We start from the raw sequence: 17,932 nt of genomic DNA on the forward strand, positions 1-17,932 counted from the left end.
AACATGAACTACTCGATCTCGAACACCGCCGAGTATGGCGAATACGTCTCGGGCCCGCGCATCCTGCCCTATGACGAGACCAAGGCCCGGATGAAGGCGGTGCTGCGCGACATCCAGACCGGCAAGTTCGTGCGTGACTTCATGCAGGAAAACGCCGTCGGCCAGCCGTTCTTCAAGGCGACCCGCCGGATCAACGACGAACACCAGATCGAACAGGTCGGCGAGAAGCTGCGCGCGATGATGCCCTGGATCTCCAAGGGCAAGATGGTCGACAAGGCGCGGAACTGATCCCGGCGGATCGCATCCGACCGACACCACCAGCACGGGCCGGGGGGAAACCTCCGGCCCTTTCCCGTCCAAGCCTTTCATCTTTGCCGGAAATATCCCCGCCGGAGGCTCCTGCCTTGCGCGGACCCGCGCGCCGCCCCCCGATGGCGGCAGGGTGGGCGGGTGGGCGCCGCCTGAGGGGGGCGGCTCACCCGCTTGACAACGGCCCCCCGCCCAAGCCACCCCTGAGCGGGACGCAAAGGAAGGCCCGATGACCACCCTTCTCATCCTGATGCCCACCGGCGGGCAGGTCGACACCCCCGCCGTCCACAGCCTGCTTGGCCTGACCCAGGCCCTGCCCCGCCACGGCATCCGCTTCGCGCTGAAGACCTACGAATGGTCCGACCTCGTCATCTCGCGCAACTACCTGATGTCCTGCTTCCTGGCCGACCGGAAGTTCAGCCATGCGCTGCTCCTCGACAGCGACATGAGCTACCAGCCGCAGGTCTTCTTCGACCTCCTCGCCTTCGACGCCGATTTCACCTGTGCCCCCTATCCGCAACGCCGGATGCAGTGGGCCACCTTCCGCGCGCTGGTCGAACGTGAAGCGTCGAAACCCGAGGCCGAACGCCTTCCCACCGACACGCTTCTGGCCGAATCCTTCCGCTACAATGTTCCGCAGGTCTTCGACGCCGGTCAGCCCTGGCCCTACGAGGCACGCGACGGCTTCCGCAAGGTTCCCGGCGCGGGCACCGGCTTCATGCTGCTCCGACGCGCGGTGCCGGAACGCATGGTCGAGGCTGGCGTGGCGAAGCCCGTCCCCGGTTTCAACGGCCCCGGCTATCCCGGCGCGGATTTCCACGATTTCTTCAGCCACCTGCGCGGGCGGGGCGGCCAGGTCATGCATGGCGAGGATACCAGCTTCTGCCGCCGCTGGATCGAAGGCTGCGGCGGCGAAATCTGGTGCCACGAAAGCGCGAAGATCACCCATCACGGCGATCTGGCCTATCCGGGCGACTACGCGCTGGCACCGAAGCCGCGCGGGTGAACAGGTCGCCCGGCGTCAGTTGTCCTTCTGGACGAACCCCGTCGCCGCCGTCCAGGTCCAGGACGGCGCATCCGGCCGATCCAAAGGCGCTGTCAGCGTGACGACCCCGTCCTCCGCCGCCGCCGCCAGATGAATGCAGCTTGTCACCGGCCCGAATGGGTCTTCCGGGAAAAGGCCCAGCTTCACCACATAATAGTCCAGCGGGTCTCCATCTTCGCAGGTCTGCGTCCCGGTGACTTCGGCGATGACCAGCGGTGCCCCGAACAACGCCTCGTTTTCCGTCCCGTCGGCCACCGCGACGATGTCCACCTCCGCCCCGGACAGCATCTCGACCTGCTCGCTCCCCGAGGCGCTGATGCTCAGGACTTCCATGCCGTCGGCTGCCGTGATCGTCGCCACCTTGTCGTCCATCAGCCGGACCACCTGCGGCTCGGCCAGCGCCGCCGTGGTCGTCAGGACCATTCCCGCAAGAGCCAGCCCTGTCCTCATTCGCCCGTCTCTCCGTTCAGTGCCGCCAAGGCCTCGACAGGCCAGTCGCCGGTATCTTCCGGCCAGACATGCGGCTTGGCTTCGCCTGACACCGCCCAGGCCGCGAACACCCGCCGGCTTGCCGCGTGCAAATATAGCACAGCCCAGTCCGTCTCGCAGGTGTATTTCAGGCAGGCCTGGCCCAGGTAGCCCTCCGCCGTCAGATCGCCCGAGCCGAGATCGGAAATCCGTTCCGCAAAGTCCGGGTAGTCGGCGCCAAGCCCCGTCTGCAGCGCCTGCAACACCGGAGCGAGTTTCATCGCATCGACCGGATGCGCGCCCTTCAGCGTCGGGACGGCCTCCCACCCGGCACCGCTGTCCGCACTGAACTCCTCGGGCGAGGCTTCGGTCAGGCCGGTGGTCGGGTTCCAGACCCAGACCTCGCCCGGTTCCGACGGCAGGGGTTCGGTCGCGAAGACCAGCGCGTCGGGTTGCGCCTGAATGGTGAATTCGCGGCAACTGTCCACCGGGCCAAAGAGCGCCGGGGCCGCGCCCTCGGGGAAGGCCAGCACGAAGGGCGCCGCGCCACAGGCATTGCCGCCCGAACCGGCGACCCCGGTCAGCACCGTGACCCCGCCCACCGTCTGCGGCGCCTCGTCCAGATAGATCACCCCGTTTTCGTGCAGAACCTCGCCGTCGACCAGCAGCGCCGCGCTGCCCATGCCGTCGTCCTTGACCGCGATCTGGTGCCCGGCAACCGTCAGGTCCTGCGCCACCGCGGCAGAGCCCAGAAGCATCGCCAGCACGCCCGCCACATTTCCCAGCTTCCGCATCGCAATTCCTTCCTGTCCTGCCACGATGAAGACTGCCCCAGCCCGCGCCCCCGGACCAGAGCGGAATGCCTGACCTTCACCGCCCTCGGGCAAATCTTAAGGCCACCTTAACAGAAAAATACAAGCCTTTGTTATTGATGGACAATCAGGAAATGTCCACCGTGGACGGATCTCACACCGCAGCCTCGACCGCCCCGACGATCTCATCCACCACCGCTGCCAGCAGCACCTCATCCTCGCATTCCGCCATGACCCGGATCAGCGGTTCCGTCCCCGACTTCCGGATCAGGATGCGCCCCAATCCCTCGATCCTCGCCTCGCTGGCCCGGATCACGGCCTGCACCGATTCCACCTCCAGCGGCCGCGCCCCGGCGGCGAAACGGACGTTCTTCAGCATCTGCGGCACCGTCGCGAAGGACCGCGTCAGTTCCGACGCAGGCTTCCCGGTCCGCACCATCTCGGCAAGGAACTGCAGCCCCGCCACCAGCCCATCCCCGGTCGTCGCATAGTCGGTCATCACGATGTGCCCGGACTGCTCGCCCCCAAGGTTGAACCCCCCCTCCCGCATCCGTTCGACGACATAGCGGTCCCCCACCGCCGTCCGCTCCAGCCGCAGGCCCCGCCCCGCGAGGTATCGCTCCAGCCCCAGGTTCGACATCACCGTCGCCACGAGAGCCCCACCGTTGAGCCGTCCTTCCTCGGCCCACCGCGCCGCCAGCAGAGCCATGATCTGGTCCCCGTCAGCCACCCGTCCCGCCTCGTCCAGGATCATGATCCGGTCGGCATCGCCATCGAGGCTGATGCCCACATGCGCCCCGTGGGCCACCACCGCCTCGGCCGCCGTCTCGGTATGGGTCGACCCGCAGCGGTCGTTGATGTTGGTCCCGTTCGGGGCGACGCCCACCGGGATCACCTCGGCCCCGAGTTCCCACAACACCTCCGGCGCGCACCTGTAGGCCGCCCCGTTGGCGCAGTCGATCACCACCTTGAGGCCGTCCAGCCGCAACCCGTTCGGGAAGCTGGTCTTGACGAACTCCTGATAGCGCCCGCGCCCGTCCTCGATCCGCTTGGCCCGCCCGATGTTTTCCGGCTTGGCCGGGGCAATCTCGCCCTCCACCATCGCCTCGATCTCGGCTTCCGCAGCGTCCGACAGCTTGAACCCGTCCGGCCCGAAGAACTTGATCCCGTTGTCCTGGTGCGGGTTGTGCGACGCGCTGATCATCACCCCCACATCCGCCCGCATCGAGCGGGTCAGATAGCCCACCGCCGGGGTCGGCACCGGACCCAGCAGCAGCACGTTCATCCCCGTCGAAGTGAACCCCGCCGTCAGCGCGTTCTCCAGCATGTAGCCGGACAGGCGGGTGTCCTTGCCGATCACCACCCGATGCGCGGCAGACCCGTCGCGGCGGAAATACCGCCCCGCCGCCGCGCCCAGCTTCAGCGCCAGCTCCGCCGTCATCGGCCAGCTGTTCGCCCGGCCGCGCACGCCATCGGTGCCGAAAAGCTTGCGGGTCATTGGTCACTCTCCAGATGATCGGTGTTCATCGCCTGCCACAACCGCAGCGCCTGCCGCGTCTCGGCCACGTCATGCACGCGGACAAGCTGCACCCCCTGCGCGACCCCCTGCAACGCCGTGGCGATGGAGCCCGGCGCGCGGTCCTGCGCGACGGGTGCGCCGCCGATGGACCCGATGAAGCGCTTGCGCGAAGTGCCCAGCAGGACCGGGCAGCCGAGGCCGTGGAAGAGCGACAGCCCGCGCAGGAGCGTCAGGTTGTGGGCTTGCGTCTTGCCGAAGCCGATGCCGGGGTCGAGCATGATGCGGGCGCGGTCTATCCCCAAGGCTTCGGCGCGGGCCAGCCGGGTGGCGAGCGCGTCGTAGACATCCAGCAGCACATCGCCATAGCGCGGGTCGTCCTGCATGGTGGCGGGGACGCCCTGGGCGTGCATCAGGATCACCGGCGCGCCAGTCCCCGCAACCAGAGCGCCGAGCGACGGGTCGAAGTCGAAGGCGGAGACGTCGTTGACGATGCTCGCCCCCGCCTCCAGTGCCGCTTCCGCGACCGGGGCCTTGCGGGTGTCGATGGAAATCGGAGCGGCCAGCCCGCCCGCGCGCAGGGCGCGGATCACCGGGGCGGTGCGGGCGATCTCCTCGGCGACCGGTACTTCCGCCGCGCCGGGCCGGGTGCTTTCGCCGCCGATGTCGATGATCTCGGCCCCTGCCGCCATCGCGCGGGCCTGCTCCACCGCCGGTTCGGCGGCAAGGAACCGGCCCCCGTCCGAGAAACTGTCGGGGGTCACGTTCAGGATGCCCATAAGCCGGGGCCGGTCCAGCGCCAGACCGGCAAAGGCGGGTCGCGCAGAGGTCAGCCGGTGCAGGACCGGCGCGGGGACCTCGGAGGCGGCGATGATCCGGGCCGGGGCGGCGCGGGACAGCACCTCGACCCGGTCGAACCAGCACCAGCCGCCTGCCAGCGTCAGCGCGTCGGCGGGGCGGGCGGGGTCGGTCATCGCGATGGGGCGGAAGTATTCCATGCCCCCGGAGTGGCCGATGGTCCGCCGCTTTTCAAGGGGGAAGCGTCAGGCGCGCCGCACCGGGACGCGGCTTCCCGCCGGGACTGCAACCTCGCCGTGAACGACCAGCGCCGTGGCCGACATGGTTTCCGCAAGCCACAGGGCAAGACCCACCGGGTCGCTGCCCTTCGGACCGTCGACCGCGTCCAGGACCAGCTTCGACGGCGCCCAGACCACCGATTGCCCGCGCTTGATCGCCCAGTCGATTTCCGTCCGGGTCGCCACCACCACGCAGCGCGGGTCGCGGGCGGCGAGGGTCCAGGCATTCTGCTCCATCGCCAAGAGGTCGACCCGGCGCTGGGTCGGCTTGTGGCCGGTCACCGGGCGGGGAAGGTCCGGCAGGCCCACGGTCAGGATCAGCGGCAGGCCTTCGGCCAGCAACGCATCCAGCCGGAGCGAGAGGTCGGGCGCATGGATCGTCGCGTTGTCGAGGTAGACGACCAGCGGATGCACTGATTCCATCCCGTCGTCGCCGTGCTTCTGCACGGGATGCTCGGCGCGGGAGCGGACGATCTCCACCCCCAGGGCATAGGGACCGATGTCCAGCTTCTCGATCCGCACAAAAACCCGCATCGCCGCAGGTTCCGCCAGGATGCGCTCGGCCACCCGTTCGGCCAGCGTCTCCAGGAGGTTCAGCCGTTCCGCCGCCAGCTCCGCCGCAATCGCCTCGGTGATCCGGTCGTAGGAGAGGATGCGGTCGACGTCATCCTCCAGCGGCTCGGTCACGGGGCGGACCTCGACCACCACGTTGAAACGCAGGCGCTGCTTGTGGCCGCGTTCCTTCTGGAAGGCACCGATATCGGCCTCGACCACATGGTCGCGCAAGGAAATCCGGTCGCGCGGGGCGGCCCCGGCCGAAGCTTCGGCCCGGTCTTCCGGATGGGCGAAGGCCAGCTCGATATCGGACATGGGTCGGCCTCCCTGACGGTTCGGCCCCTCATACCACGCGGAACGGGCGGGCCAAGCGATAAGGCGTCAGGGAAGCAGCATTAGGCGACATCAGCCGCTGGCGCCGGGCTGCCGGTAGAAGAGATGCGATCCGATGGACGCGGTCCTGGCGAAGCGCTTCGACCAGCTGGGCCGGACGCCCCGGGTGTGGAAATGCGTGGCGCCGTCGGTCAGCACCCGCGGCGCACCGTCCAGCATGGCCCGCGCGATGCGACCGGCAAGATCGGCGGCCTCTTTCTCGCGCATCTTCGTCGTGCCCCGGCAGACATAGGAAAACTGGCACCCGCCGCCACCGCGCTGCTTGACCACGCCGCAGACCGTGCGGGGGTAAAGCCCGCTGTCGACCCGGTTCAGGATCACTTCCGCCACCGCGACCTGCCCTTCCAGCCCTTCGCCGCGCGCCTCGAAGTACAGCGCCTGGGTCAGGCACTGCCATTGCGCGTCGCCCGCAGGCTTTGGCTGGTCCATCAGCCACTCTTCAGTCAGCCCGTCGGTCATGGCGATCGCGGGGAGCGGCCCGTTCAGGTCGGGTGCGGGCAGGCGCGTCAGATCGGGCGTGTAGGAAATCTCGGTCGGCACCAGGCCGAACATGTCCCTCGTCCAGGTGGCATCGGCCGCAGCGGTGTTGGCTGCCAGGGCCATCGCCAGTGCGAGGGTCGCAAGGTCGCGTTTCATTCTGCTCTTCCGTCTTTGGTTTCCCGGCGGAAGTCTCCCCGCCTTGGCAAGCTGGCGGCGAGGTAGGGGAAGCGGCGGTAGGGGTCTACCGCTGTTGCGGATTTGCAACGGAAATCAATGCTGCGTAAGCGAAATGTCGCCGAAAATTGGTGAAATTTCTTAAGAAATCAATACAAGTAATTGATATTAAATATCTTTCTTCCTGTCGTTGAGCGCAAGGTGCGCCGCCGCCAGCCGCGCCATCGGCACCCGGTAGGGCGAGCAGGAGACATAGTCGAACCCCGCGCGGCGGCAGAAGTCGATGGATTCCGGGTTGCCGCCATGCTCGCCGCAGATCGAAAGAGTCAGGTCTTTCCGCGTCTTGCGGCCCCGGTCGGCCCCGATGTGCAGAAGCTCCCCCACCCCGTCGACGTCGAGGATATGGAAGGGATCCTCGGCGAAGACGCCCTGCCGGACATAGGTGTTCATGAAGCGCCCGGCGTCGTCGCGACTCAACCCGTAGGTCATCTGCGTCAGGTCGTTGGTGCCGAAGGACAGGAAGGCCGCATGCTGGGCGATCTCCCCGGCCCGAAGCGCCGCGCGCGGGGTTTCGACCATGACGCCCAGTTTGTAGTCGAAGCCCGCACCCGCCTTGGTGCGCACCATCGCAGCCACGGCATCGATCCGGGTCTTGACCAGTTCCACCTCGCGCCGGGCGCTGACCAGCGGGATCATGATCTCGGGCACCACCGGGGCACCACGGCGGGCGCTTTCGATGGTCGCCTCGAAGATCGCCTGCGCCTGCATGTCGTAGATTTCCGGCAGCACCACCCCCAGCCGCACCCCGCGCATCCCGAGCATCGGGTTGACTTCGGTCAGCGCTTCCGCCCGGCGGGTGACTTCACTGAGGGGACGGTCCAGCGCCTCGGCCAGATCGCGCAGGCCTTCGCGGTCCGAGGGCAGGAATTCGTGCAGCGGCGGGTCGAAAAGGCGGATGCAGACCGGCAGGCCCTGCATGATTTCAAAGAGTTGCACGAAGTCCGCCCGCTGCATCGGCAGAAGCCGGGCCAGCGCCGCCGCGCGGTCGCCGGGGCTGTCGGCGAAGATCATCTCGCGCATGACGACAAGGCGGTCCTCGTCGAAGAACATGTGCTCGGTCCGGCAGAGGCCGATGCCCTGCGCCTCGAACTTGCGGGCGGTTTCGGCGTCGGCGGGGGTGTCGGCGTTGGCGCGGATGCCGATGTCGCGCACCTCGTCGGCCCAGGCAAGCAACCGGCGGAAGCTGTCGTCCAGCGCCGGGGGCAGCATTTCCGCCGCACCGGCCAGCGCCTCGCCCTTCGAGCCGTCCAACGTCACCACGTCGCCCTCGCGGAAGATGCGGCCGTCGATGGCGGTCAGCTTCCTGTCGCGCGCGTCCAGCCGCAGCTCCGACGCGCCCACCACGCAAGGCAGCCCCAGCCCGCGTGCGATCACCGCCGCGTGCGAGGTCATGCCGCCGCGTTCGGTCAGCACCGCCGCCGCCGAATGCATGCCGCGAATGTCCTCGGGCGCGGTTTCCCGGCGGACGAGGATACAGGCCTCGCCCCGCGCCGCCGCCGCCTGCGCCGCGGTGGAGGAGAACACCAGAATCCCCGTCGCCGCGCCGGGCGAGGCGGCGATCCCGCGGGCGATCACGTCGCGATCCCCGCGCGGGTCGACCTGGTGGTGGAGGAGTTCGGAGAGCGCACGCGGTTCCACCCGCAGCACCGCCTCGTCGCGCGGGATGACCCCGTCCTCGGCCAGTGCGACCGCGATCCGCAGGCCCGCACGGGCGGAGCGTTGCACCTTCACCGCGTCCAGCACGGCAAGGCGGCCATCCTCGATGGTGAACTCGATCTGCATCTCTTCGCGCAGGCGCTCGCGGCAGGTCGCGCCATAGTCCACCAGCTTGGCGAAGATCTCAGGTGCCACATCCTCCAGCGAGGGGCCGCGCGGGTCGCGGGTCAGGTAGAGGGCCTCGGTCGTCTTCAGCGCATCGCGGCCCTGGCTCTGGCCCAGATAGCGCCCGGTGATCTGCGGCTGGCCGGTGACCGGATCGACGAACTGGATCACGCCGGAGCCGCTGATCCCCTGCCCGATGCCCTGCGCCATTTCCTGCACGACCAGTCCCAGCGCGGCCTCGTCGGGCGCGCCTTTCGCTTGCCGCAACAGCCGGGCCGAGGTGCCCTCCCAGGCTCGCGCCATCGAGCGCAGCACTTCCGAGAGCTGCTGGCCCGCGTCCTGCGGGAAAGGTTCGTCGGTCTCGACCTCGTATTCCCGCAGCGCGTCCTTCAGCGCCCCCGGCCCCGGCTTCAGCCCGTCGAACACGTCGGGGTCGAGCCTTGCGACATGGATCGCATAGGACTGGACAAAGCGCAGATAGAGCGCATCCGCCGCCGCCTCGCCATGCGTCTCGGCCAGCCGGGCGTGGCGCTTGGCGTTGAGGCCGATGTTCAGGATCGTCCCCGGCCCACCCCAATCGGGGTTCGCGGGGCTGGGGCGGACGGAAATCAGCGGCCCGTCGCCGAAATGATCGAGGATCCCGGCGGCATCCACGCCATGCCCGGCGGCGATGGCGCGGACGGTGGTGGCGGGCAGCGCCACGGATTTCGGCACCGGCAGGTCCAGCCGCACCAGCCGCTGCAGGCATTTCGCCCGCCAGCCATGCGCAGCCGTCGCGATCTCCGCCGAGGGCGTGATCTGCGTAAACTCCGCGATGGGATCGTGTTTCTGCACTGCAGCACCTGATGTTCAGCCGCAGAATACGCCGAAAGCCCCGTCGCGCAAGCGTCACATGGGGCGTCGGTGCTGAATCTTCGGGCAAAGGGAAAACCCCGCCCCGGACTTGATCCGGGGCCTCGTGGGTCAGAGGGAGGCCCCGGATCAAGTCCGGGGCGGGGTTTACCCTTCGATCCGCGTCAGGTCGGCCACGCCGGAACAGACCGTGCGGATGCGGTGGAGGAGATTCAGGCGGTTCCGCCGCACGATCTGGTTGTCCGCGTTCACCTGCACGGCGGTGAAGAAGGCGTCGATCGGCGCGCGGAGGGCGGCCATCGCGGACATGGCGGTGGCGAAGTCCTCCTTGGCCATCGCCGGGGTGATGGTCGCCTCGGCGGTGTCGAGCGCCCCGAAAAGCGCGCGCTCCTCGTCGGTCTCGGCGAACTTCGGGTCCGCGCCGAAGGAATATTCGACGCCGTCCTTCTGTTCCGCCTGGCTCAGGATGTTGTTCGCCCGCTTGAACCCTTGCAGCAGGTTCGCCCCGTCCTCGGTTTTCAGCGTTTCCGACAGCGCCGTGGCGCGTTTCGCCAGAAGGGTCAGGTCATCGGCCCCAGGCAGCGCCAGACAAGCGTCGATAACATCGTGCCGAACCCCTTGGTCACGGAGGAAAACCTTGAGTCGATCATAGAAGAAGGAAACGAGGTCAGCGATAACCCCGTTCCGCCGTTTTACCCACTCCATATCCATAGGTTCGGATTTAGGCACCTTGCCTGACTTCAAGCTGGCATTGTCGGCTGCAATCTTGGCCCAAAACCCGGGAATGGTGTGAGAGTTCCAGCCAATAGCGAACGTGTGGTAAAGGTTCAGCCCCCGCACCCCATTCCCCAGCACCAGCCGGATCACCCCCAGCGCCGCCCGGCGCAGCGCGAACGGGTCCTTCGATCCTGTCGGCTTCTCGTCGATCGCCCAGAACCCGGTCAGCGTGTCGATCTTGTCGGCCAGCGCCACGACGACCGAGACCGGCTCGGTCGGCACCGCGTCACCCTCCCCCTTTGGCCGCCAGTGATCCCGCGCGGCGTCGGCGACGGCGGGTTTCTCCCCGGCCTCCAGCGCATAGTAGCGGCCCATCACGCCCTGCAACTCGGGGAACTCGCCCACCATCGAGGAGCGCAGGTCCAGCTTCGCCAGCCGTGCGGCACGTTCGGCGTCCTCGGCATCCGCCCCGACCAGCGGCGCGATCTCGCGGGCCAGGGCGGCGATGCGCTCGATCCGCTCCGCCTGGCTCCCGAGCTTATTGTGGAAGGTCACAGATTTCAGCCCCTCGGCCCACTCGGCCATGCCCGCGCGGGCCACCCGCAGGTCGTTCTCCCAGAAGAACTTCGCATCCGACAGCCGCGCCGCCAGCACCTTCTGGTTGCCCTTCAGGATCACTTCGCCGCCATCCGCCGCCTCGATGTTGGCGACGGTCACGAAGCCCTCGATGCGCCCGGTCTTCGGGTTCTTCACCGAGAAGAACTTCTGGTGCTCCTTCATCGAGGTCTGCAGCACTTCGGGCGGCAGCCCCAGAAACGCCTCCGCAATCCGCCCCATCAGTGGCACCGGCCATTCCACCAGCCCGGCGACCTCGGTCAAAAGGCCCGGATCGGCGACAACCTCCATCCCGGCGGCAAAGGCCAGGTTCTGCGCCCCCTGCCAGATCGCGGCCTCGCGTTCGGCGGTGTCCAGCACCACGCGCGCCCGCTTCAGCTTCACCGCGTAGTCGTCGAAGCCCGTGACGGTGAAGCGCCCGTTGCCCATGAACCGATGCCCCTCGGTCACGTTGCCCGCGACGATCCCGTCCACGGTCAGCGGCACGACATGCGCGCCGCCTTCATCGGACAACAGGCAGATGATCGACTGCAAGGGCCGCACCCAGCGAAGCGACCCCGCCCCCCAGCGCATCGACTTTGGCCAGGGGAAATTGCGGATCGCCGCTTCCAGCACCTCGGCCACGATCTCCGCCGCCTTCCGGCCCGGCTTTTCCACCACGGCATAGAAGGTCTCGCCCTTCTTCTCGGCCCGGCGCTCCAGCTGGTCCAGCGTCAACCCGGTCGAGCGCAGGAACCCCTCCACCGCCTGCGCGGGCGCAGAAGTCGACGGCCCCTTCCGCTCTTCCCGCACCGGGCGGCTTTCCGCGGTCAGCCCCTCGACCGACAGGACCAACCTGCGCGGCGTGGAGAAGGCCCCCGCAGAGGCATAGGTCAGCCCGGCCTCGACCAGCCCGTCCGTCACCAGCCTGCGCAGGTCATCGCGGGCCTTGCCCTGCATCCGGGCCGGGACTTCCTCGGAGAAGAGTTCGATCAAGAGGTCGGGCATCACTTCAGTCCTTCGGGCACGGGCGGGCAGCCTTCGGGCGCGGGGCGTCCTTCGAAGACTTCCTTGCCGCAGGCGTTGATCTGGTTCCAGGCGAAGCCGCGTCCGTCGCCCATCACGGCGACCACGCGGTCGATGCCATAGGTGATGTTCGGCTCGGACAGGAAGGCCAGCGCCTCTCCCTTTTCCAGCGCGCCACCGATGGCCTCGGCATCGAAGCAGTCGAAACCCGAGGGAGCGATCAGCGGTTCGGCGCCGGGATATTCCCTGTAGGTCTCGGTCAGCGTGGCCAGCGTCAGGGGTGTGGTGAAGCAGGCGCGGAACTTGATGGGCGAGCTGTCGGCGTCGATGCCCTCGATCCCGTTGACGATGATCGCCTCCGGCTGGTCGGAGGTCAGCGGCACCAGCCGGATCTCCGCGCCGGGCTGGAAGGCGACAGGCGTGTAGTACGCCCGCTCGGCGGTGTACCACAGGAAGCCGCCGGCGATGGCCGAAACGATCACGATAGCCCCCACGATGAGCTTGCCCGCATTCACGCGTCCGCCCCCGCTTCGGTCTGGCGGAAGGCATCGGCGCATTTCTTCGCCAGCGCCCGCACCCGGCCGATATAGGCCTGGCGCTCGGTGACGGAGATCACCCCGCGCGCGTCGAGGAGGTTGAAGAGGTGGCTGGCCTTGATCGTCTGGTCATAGGCCGGATGCGCCATGATGATCCGCTTGCCGGTCTTCGGGTCCTGCGGCTCGAAGGCGAGCAGACGTTCGCATTCCGCCTCGGCGTCCTGGAAATGCCGGAACAGCATCTCGGTCGTCGCGCCGTCGAAGTTGTGGCGGGAGTATTCTTCCTCGGTCTGGCGGAAGATGTCGCCATAGGTCAGCGGGATCGGCGACTGGGGGTCGTTGAAGGGCATGTCCATAACATGGTCCACGCCCATCACATACATCGCCAGCCGCTCCAGCCCATAGGTCAGCTCGCCCGAGACCGGTTTGCAGTCATGCCCGCCAACCTGCTGGAAATAGGTGAACTGGCTGACTTCCATCCCGTCGCACCAGACCTCCCAGCCCAGGCCCCAGGCGCCGAGGGTGGGGCTTTCCCAGTCGTCCTCGACAAAGCGGATGTCGTGGAGCGCAAGGTCGATGCCGATGGCTGCGAGCGATCCCAGATACAGGTCCTGAAGGTTCGCCGGCGAGGGTTTGATGATCACCTGGTACTGGTAATAGTGCTGCAGCCGGTTCGGATTCTCGCCATAGCGGCCGTCGGTCGGGCGGCGCGAGGGCTGGACATAGGCCGCGGCCCAGGGCTTCGACCCGAGGCTGCGCAGCGTGGTCGCCGGGTGGAAGGTGCCTGCGCCGACTTCCATGTCATAGGGTTGCAGCACTGCGCAGCCCTGCGCCGCCCAGTAGGATTGCAGCCGCAGGATGATTTCCTGAAAGCTCTTCGGGGTCGTCGGGGCGTCGGACATGGGGCGGCCTCTGGCGGGGGCGGAACGTGCCGCCTTCCCTATCCACTGGGGGGCAGAGGGTCAATTCCGGAAACTCCCGGCGGAAACGTGACCGGTTTCACCCTTGCCGCGGCGCACCCACCGACTAATGTCGCGCGAACCGCTTTCGCCTTTCAGGACCTGCCCATGTTCAGACCCGTTGCCCTCTTTGCCCTTCTGCTGTCCGCCCTGTTCCTTGTGACCCCGACGGCAGGCATGGCCCAGGACGGCACCGCCTGGGTGCAAGTCGAGGCGCTTCCCGACCTTGCCACCGCGCAGGACCGGGCGCAGGCCTACAGCTCGCTCTTCCCCGAAACCGCCGGGTTCCGCTTGCGCTCGGGCTGGTTCGGCATCGCGCTTGGCCCCTACCCCGAGGCCGAGGCCGCCGCCCGCCTGCAGACGCTGAAGCGCGAGGGCCAGATTCCCTCGGACAGCTTCATCGTCCGGAGCGGCGATTTCCGTGACCAGTTCTGGCCCGAGGGTGGTGTCGCTGTCGCCCCCGAAGCGCCTGAGGTCGGGGCCACCGTGGAACCGGACCTGGTCGTCGAACCTGACCCCGCCGAAGCCCCCGACGAAAGCAAGGCCGAAGCCCGCGACAGCGAGGCGATCCTCTTGCCCGAGGACCGCAAGGACCTGCAAACCGCGCTGCAATGGTTCGGCTTCTATGCCAGCGCCATCGACGGCGCCTTCGGCCCCGGCACCCGCAATTCGATGGCCGCCTGGCAAGAGGCCGAGGGGCTGGAGCCGACCGGCATCCTGACCACCCGCCAGCGCCGCGCGCTGCTGGATGCCTGGAAGGGCGAGCTTGCCGCCTTCGGCTTCACCGAGGTGGCCGAGGCGGAATCCGGCATCACCGTCACCCTGCCGCTGAACCTGGTGGAGTTCGACCACTACGGGCCGCCCTTCGTCCACTACCGCGCCAAGGCCGAGGGCGGGCCGCGCCTCCTCCTGATCTCGCAGCCCGGCGACCAGGCCGCGCTTTACGGACTTTACGACGTGCTTCAGACGCTGAAAGACGTGCCTGCCGACGGGGCGCGCGACCGGGGCGACCGCGATTTCCGCATCCGCGGCACCAGCGCCACCACCGACACGACCGTCTATGCCGCGCTGAAGGGCGACCGGATCAAGGGCTGGATGCTGATCTCCGCCCCCGGCAACGAGGCTCGCGACGCCCGCATCCTGCAGGTGCTGCAGCAAAGCTTCAAGCCGGACGGCGACTCGGTCCTCGATCCCGGCATGGTGGCGATGGATGCAGGCACCAAGGCGGGACTTCTGTCGGGGCTTGAAGTCAGGAAGCCGAAACTCAGCCGCACCGGCTTCTTCATCTCGCCCGAAGGCGCGGTGCTGACCACGGTGGAAGCCGTCTCGACCTGCGGCCGCGTGACCATCGACCACGCCACCGACGCCGAGGTCGCGCTGACCGACGCCGCCAGTGGCCTTGCCCTGCTGAAACCGAAATCCCCGCTCGCCCCCCGCGCCGTGGCCGGTTTCGCCACCGCGCCGGGCCGTGCGGGCAGCGAAATCACCGTTCCCGGCTATTCCTACGAAGACCGCCTGCCCGCGCCCACGCTGACCTTCGGCACGCTCGACGACCTTGCCGGGCTGAACGGCGAGACCGGGCTGAACCGGCTGTCGCTGCAATCCCTGCCCGGCGATGCCGGTGGCGCAGTGCTGGACACGTCGGGCGCCGTTCTGGGCATGCTCCTGCCCGCCGCGCCCGCAGGCGGCAAGCAACTGCCCGCAGGCGTGGCCTTCGCGCTGCCCAATGCCGAGATCACCCGTCTGCTCACCCCGACCGGCGTTGTGCCGCTGCCCGCGACCAACACCGGCGCGCTGTCGCCCGCCGCCCTGGCCGATACGGCGATGGGGATGACGGCACTGGTGTCCTGCTGGGAGTGACCCACCGGGCTCGTCGGGACCTTCGTTCCTCCTCGCGGGCCATCCCGAGGAGGACACGAAGTGAACGACGAGGCGTCGCTCTCAGCGCCGCCAGAAGCTTGGCAGCACCAGCACCAGGATCGTCAGCAGGCCCAACCGGCCCAGCAACATGCAGATCGACATGATCGCGATGGCGCCGGGCGGGAAGTCGATGAAGGTTCCGGTCCGCTCGACCAGCGGGCCGAAGCCGTAGCCGATGTTGCCGATCGCCGTCCAGACGGCGAAGAGCGCCGAGAAGCTGTCGACGCCCAGCAAGGTCATCGCCACGCTCATCACCCCCAGGATCAGGATGTAGCCGGACACGAACAGGATCAGCGCGTTCAGCACGTCCTCGCCCACCGTCCGCCCGTCATAGCGGACCGGCTCGACGCTCGACGGGTTGACGATCCGCCGCACCTCGCGCCGCACCGTCGCCAGCACCAGCTGCACCCGGAACACCGTCAGCCCCGCGCCGGATGATCCCGAACAACCGCCCACGATGCCGATCACGAAAGCCACCACCAGCATGAACCCGCCCCAGGTCGGGAAGCTGCCGGTGAAAAACCCGCTCGACGACATGATCGAGGTCAGGTTGAACAGCGACTCGCGGAAGACCGGCTCCAGCGGCTCGCCCGTGGTCCAGACCCGCCACGCGGTGACCGACAGCACCGCATAGGCCAGCCAGCGGACATAGGCCCTCGCCTGGCTGTCGCGCCACAGGGCCTGCGGCGCCCCGCTCATCATCTGCGCATAGCGGATATAGGGCAGGCTGCCCAGGATCATGAACAGCGCACCGAAATACTCGCCCGCTCCCGCATACTTGTTGAACGAGGAATCCGACGAGGAAAACCCGCCGGTGGCGATGGTGGAAAACCCGTTCACCACCGCATCCAGCGTCTCCATCCCGATGGCGGCATAGACCGCGATGCAGATCACCGTCAGCCCGACATAGACCCCCAGCAGCTGCGCCGCGATATCCGCCGCGCGCGGCAAAGCCTTGCCGAAGGTGTCGAAGCCTTCCGTCCGGAAGAACTGCATCCCCCCGACCCGCATCAGCGGCAGGAAGATCATCGCGATGAAGGCGATCCCCAGCCCGCCCAGCCAGTTCAGCATCCCGCGCCACAGGTTCATCCCGGCCGGCAGGTCGTCCAGCCCGAAGATCACCGTGGACCCCGTGGTGGTGATCCCCGAGACCGCCTCGAAATAGGCGTTGTTCAGGCTCAGGCCGGGTTCGCCGATCCAGAATGGCAACGCCGCGAAGAAGGGCACGACAAACCAGATGCCGGCGGTCAGCAGATAGGCCTGCCGCGTCTCCAGCGGCTTTCCCAGCGCATTCCCCGTCGACAGCGTCAACCCGCCGCCCACCACCCCGGTCAGCGCGGCGCAAGCAAGGAAATCGTAGCCGTTCTCCAGCCCGGCGCGCCAGTCGATGATGGCCGGGGCCAGCATCAGGATCGCGAGCACGATCAGGATGCGGCCGATGACATAGGCGACAGGGCGGAGGTCAACCATGATCGCGCATGGCTACGCGGCCCCGCCGCTTTGGTCAACCTCAGCCGCGGTGGATCAGCGTCTGGAAGAGATGCGGGTCGAGGCTCGCCGCCGCGAAGGTCGGGCCTTCGGTCAGCAGGCTGATCGCGTCGTGGCTGTGGAGCGATTCCTGATGGCTCGCCACCACCCGGAAATCGCCGATCCGTGCATCGCCCCGCAAGGCCTCGCAGAAGAGCCGCGCCGCATCCTCGACGAAGATCGGGTTTGCGGCGTTCAGCTCGGCAAAGGCCTGCTCGTCCTCGCGCTTGACCATCACCTGCGTCTCGGTGACGACCGCGCCCCGCGCCAGATCGACCAGATCCTCCAGCGCCATCTCGGCGGACAGCACCACCGACAGCCGCGCGACGGACCGCTGGGAATGCGGCGTGGCCAGCTGCCCCCGCGTGGCGCGGGCATGTTCCGACAGTTCCAGACTGCACGGGCAGGTCGAAGAATAGACATAGTCCAGATGCACGATCCGGGTGCGGACCCCCGCCGTTTCGACCAGCTCCAGAGCGATGTCATAGTACTGCCAGCCCGACAGGCCCGAGCGCAGCGATTGAAGCTGCATCGGATAGGACAGCCGCATCTGGATGCGCGCATCGAAGGCGCCAAGGTCGGCCTTGTAATCGTCCAGCGCCGCCTCGATCACCCCGAACGAGAATTCCTTCTCGGCATGGGCATAGAAGGACCGCATGATGCGGCTCATGTTGATGCCCTTCTTTTCCGCCTCCAGGCTCACCGTGCCGGTGACGCTCGTCTCCAGCACCAGGGCCGCCCCGTCGCGGGTCGCATAGCGCAGCGGCAGGCGGAAGTTGGAGATGCCGACATGCTGGATGCGCGCCTTCGCGCCGCGGATCAGGCTTTCCGGCCCGTTCTGCAGGTCGGGCATCGAGGCCTTGTAGCCCGTGTCGGGGCGGAACGCCTCGGGGTAGATGCGCGACAGCGCCGGATAGCCCTGCCCCGGCACCAGCCAGCCCACGGCGGAATCCAGCCGGGAAATCTCTTCGTCCGACGACTTCCCCGCCCATTGCCGCAGCACGGCCAGCGCAGCCTCTGCCTCTTCCCGCGTGGGAAGCCGGTCGATCTCGGGGGTATGGATGTTCATCGGGCTGGTCCTTTCGGTTCAGG

Annotated in this window: 14 protein-coding genes and 1 pseudogene; 3 read left to right on the forward strand and 12 right to left on the reverse strand. The window is 67.9% G+C overall.

Features of this window, described 5'->3' with window-relative positions; genetic code table 11:
- A pseudogene (locus ACE3P6_RS11805) lies at positions 1 to 288 on the forward strand (ketol-acid reductoisomerase); the annotation flags it as partial.
- A gap of 250 nt (positions 289 to 538) precedes the next feature.
- A complete protein-coding gene (locus tag ACE3P6_RS11810) occupies positions 539 to 1,315 on the forward strand; it encodes a hypothetical protein (protein WP_374395169.1) in 777 nt (258 codons plus the stop codon).
- Positions 1,316 to 1,330: 15 nt separating this feature from the next.
- On the opposite strand, the gene ACE3P6_RS11815 is transcribed toward ACE3P6_RS11810, so the two are convergent.
- From ACE3P6_RS11815 to ACE3P6_RS11860, 10 genes are all read right to left on the reverse strand, one after another.
- Positions 1,331 to 1,777, reverse strand: coding sequence for a hypothetical protein (locus tag ACE3P6_RS11815; RefSeq protein ID WP_374395172.1), 447 nt, complete (start codon positions 1,775 to 1,777; stop codon positions 1,331 to 1,333).
- Positions 1,778 to 1,800: 23 nt separating this feature from the next.
- Complete coding sequence (locus ACE3P6_RS11820) at positions 1,801 to 2,616, reverse strand: hypothetical protein (RefSeq protein ID WP_374395175.1); 816 nt, start codon at positions 2,614 to 2,616, stop codon at positions 1,801 to 1,803.
- 172 nt (positions 2,617 to 2,788) lie between these two features.
- A complete protein-coding gene (gene glmM, locus ACE3P6_RS11825; RefSeq protein ID WP_374395178.1) occupies positions 2,789 to 4,132 on the reverse strand; it encodes a phosphoglucosamine mutase in 1,344 nt (447 codons plus the stop codon).
- The gene (folP, locus tag ACE3P6_RS11830; protein ID WP_374395181.1) at positions 4,129 to 5,148 is read right to left on the reverse strand and encodes a dihydropteroate synthase; all 1,020 of its coding nucleotides are present in this window, start codon (positions 5,146 to 5,148) and stop codon (positions 4,129 to 4,131) included. Before folP ends, glmM begins: the two co-directional genes overlap by 4 nt.
- A gap of 45 nt (positions 5,149 to 5,193) precedes the next feature.
- The gene (locus ACE3P6_RS11835) at positions 5,194 to 6,096 is read right to left on the reverse strand and encodes a dihydroneopterin aldolase (RefSeq protein WP_374395184.1); all 903 of its coding nucleotides are present in this window, start codon (positions 6,094 to 6,096) and stop codon (positions 5,194 to 5,196) included.
- Positions 6,097 to 6,186: 90 nt separating this feature from the next.
- Positions 6,187 to 6,810 carry a cell wall hydrolase gene (locus ACE3P6_RS11840; RefSeq protein WP_374395187.1) on the reverse strand — a complete coding sequence of 208 codons (624 nt, stop codon included), beginning with the start codon at positions 6,808 to 6,810 and terminating at the stop codon, positions 6,187 to 6,189.
- Between the two features lie 186 nt (positions 6,811 to 6,996).
- Positions 6,997 to 9,543 carry a putative PEP-binding protein gene (locus ACE3P6_RS11845; RefSeq protein ID WP_374395190.1) on the reverse strand — a complete coding sequence of 849 codons (2,547 nt, stop codon included), beginning with the start codon at positions 9,541 to 9,543 and terminating at the stop codon, positions 6,997 to 6,999.
- Between the two features lie 165 nt (positions 9,544 to 9,708).
- Positions 9,709 to 11,880: a glycine--tRNA ligase subunit beta gene (gene glyS, locus ACE3P6_RS11850; protein ID WP_374395193.1), complete on the reverse strand. Its 2,172-nt coding sequence runs from the start codon at positions 11,878 to 11,880 to the stop codon at positions 9,709 to 9,711.
- On the reverse strand, positions 11,880 to 12,455 hold the full coding sequence (locus ACE3P6_RS11855; protein ID WP_374395195.1) for a DUF6446 family protein: 576 nt from the start codon (positions 12,453 to 12,455) through the stop codon (positions 11,880 to 11,882). The genes glyS and ACE3P6_RS11855 overlap by 1 nt, the downstream gene beginning before the upstream one ends.
- Positions 12,410 to 13,336, reverse strand: a complete 927-nt coding sequence (locus ACE3P6_RS11860) for a glycine--tRNA ligase subunit alpha (RefSeq protein WP_374395197.1) — start codon at positions 13,334 to 13,336, stop codon at positions 12,410 to 12,412. Before ACE3P6_RS11860 ends, ACE3P6_RS11855 begins: the two co-directional genes overlap by 46 nt.
- A 165-nt stretch (positions 13,337 to 13,501) precedes the next feature.
- Here ACE3P6_RS11860 and ACE3P6_RS11865 point away from each other — a divergent pair, with 165 nt between their 5' ends.
- Positions 13,502 to 15,253 carry a peptidoglycan-binding protein gene (locus ACE3P6_RS11865; protein WP_374395199.1) on the forward strand — a complete coding sequence of 584 codons (1,752 nt, stop codon included), beginning with the start codon at positions 13,502 to 13,504 and terminating at the stop codon, positions 15,251 to 15,253.
- An 81-nt stretch (positions 15,254 to 15,334) separates the two neighbouring features.
- Here ACE3P6_RS11865 and ACE3P6_RS11870 read toward each other — a convergent pair whose 3' ends face one another.
- On the reverse strand, positions 15,335 to 16,783 hold the full coding sequence (locus ACE3P6_RS11870) for a TrkH family potassium uptake protein (protein ID WP_374395202.1): 1,449 nt from the start codon (positions 16,781 to 16,783) through the stop codon (positions 15,335 to 15,337).
- A 40-nt stretch (positions 16,784 to 16,823) separates the two neighbouring features.
- Positions 16,824 to 17,909 carry a GTP cyclohydrolase FolE2 gene (gene folE2 / locus ACE3P6_RS11875; RefSeq protein WP_374395203.1) on the reverse strand — a complete coding sequence of 362 codons (1,086 nt, stop codon included), beginning with the start codon at positions 17,907 to 17,909 and terminating at the stop codon, positions 16,824 to 16,826.
- Positions 17,910 to 17,932: the final 23 nt, after the last annotated feature.

Origin of the sequence: Tabrizicola sp., assembly GCF_041911175.1 — a bacterium.
Taxonomy (GTDB): domain Bacteria; phylum Pseudomonadota; class Alphaproteobacteria; order Rhodobacterales; family Rhodobacteraceae; genus Tabrizicola.

Coding starts and splice junctions, on each gene's coding strand:
- ACE3P6_RS11810 (WP_374395169.1), top strand. CDS start 539: ATGACCACCCTTCTCATCCTGATGCCCACCGGCGGGCAGGTCGACACC.
- ACE3P6_RS11815 (WP_374395172.1), bottom strand. CDS start 1,777: ATGGTCCTGACGACCACGGCGGCGCTGGCCGAGCCGCAGGTGGTCCGG.
- ACE3P6_RS11820 (WP_374395175.1), bottom strand. CDS start 2,616: ATGCGGAAGCTGGGAAATGTGGCGGGCGTGCTGGCGATGCTTCTGGGC.
- glmM (WP_374395178.1), bottom strand. CDS start 4,132: ATGACCCGCAAGCTTTTCGGCACCGATGGCGTGCGCGGCCGGGCGAAC.
- folP (WP_374395181.1), bottom strand. CDS start 5,148: ATGGAATACTTCCGCCCCATCGCGATGACCGACCCCGCCCGCCCCGCC.
- ACE3P6_RS11835 (WP_374395184.1), bottom strand. CDS start 6,096: ATGTCCGATATCGAGCTGGCCTTCGCCCATCCGGAAGACCGGGCCGAA.
- ACE3P6_RS11840 (WP_374395187.1), bottom strand. CDS start 6,810: ATGAAACGCGACCTTGCGACCCTCGCACTGGCGATGGCCCTGGCAGCC.
- glyS (WP_374395193.1), bottom strand. CDS start 11,880: ATGCCCGACCTCTTGATCGAACTCTTCTCCGAGGAAGTCCCGGCCCGG.
- ACE3P6_RS11855 (WP_374395195.1), bottom strand. CDS start 12,455: ATGCGCCGATGCCTTCCGCCAGACCGAAGCGGGGGCGGACGCGTGAAT.
- ACE3P6_RS11860 (WP_374395197.1), bottom strand. CDS start 13,336: ATGTCCGACGCCCCGACGACCCCGAAGAGCTTTCAGGAAATCATCCTG.
- ACE3P6_RS11865 (WP_374395199.1), top strand. CDS start 13,502: ATGTTCAGACCCGTTGCCCTCTTTGCCCTTCTGCTGTCCGCCCTGTTC.
- ACE3P6_RS11870 (WP_374395202.1), bottom strand. CDS start 16,783: ATGGTTGACCTCCGCCCTGTCGCCTATGTCATCGGCCGCATCCTGATC.
- folE2 (WP_374395203.1), bottom strand. CDS start 17,909: ATGAACATCCATACCCCCGAGATCGACCGGCTTCCCACGCGGGAAGAG.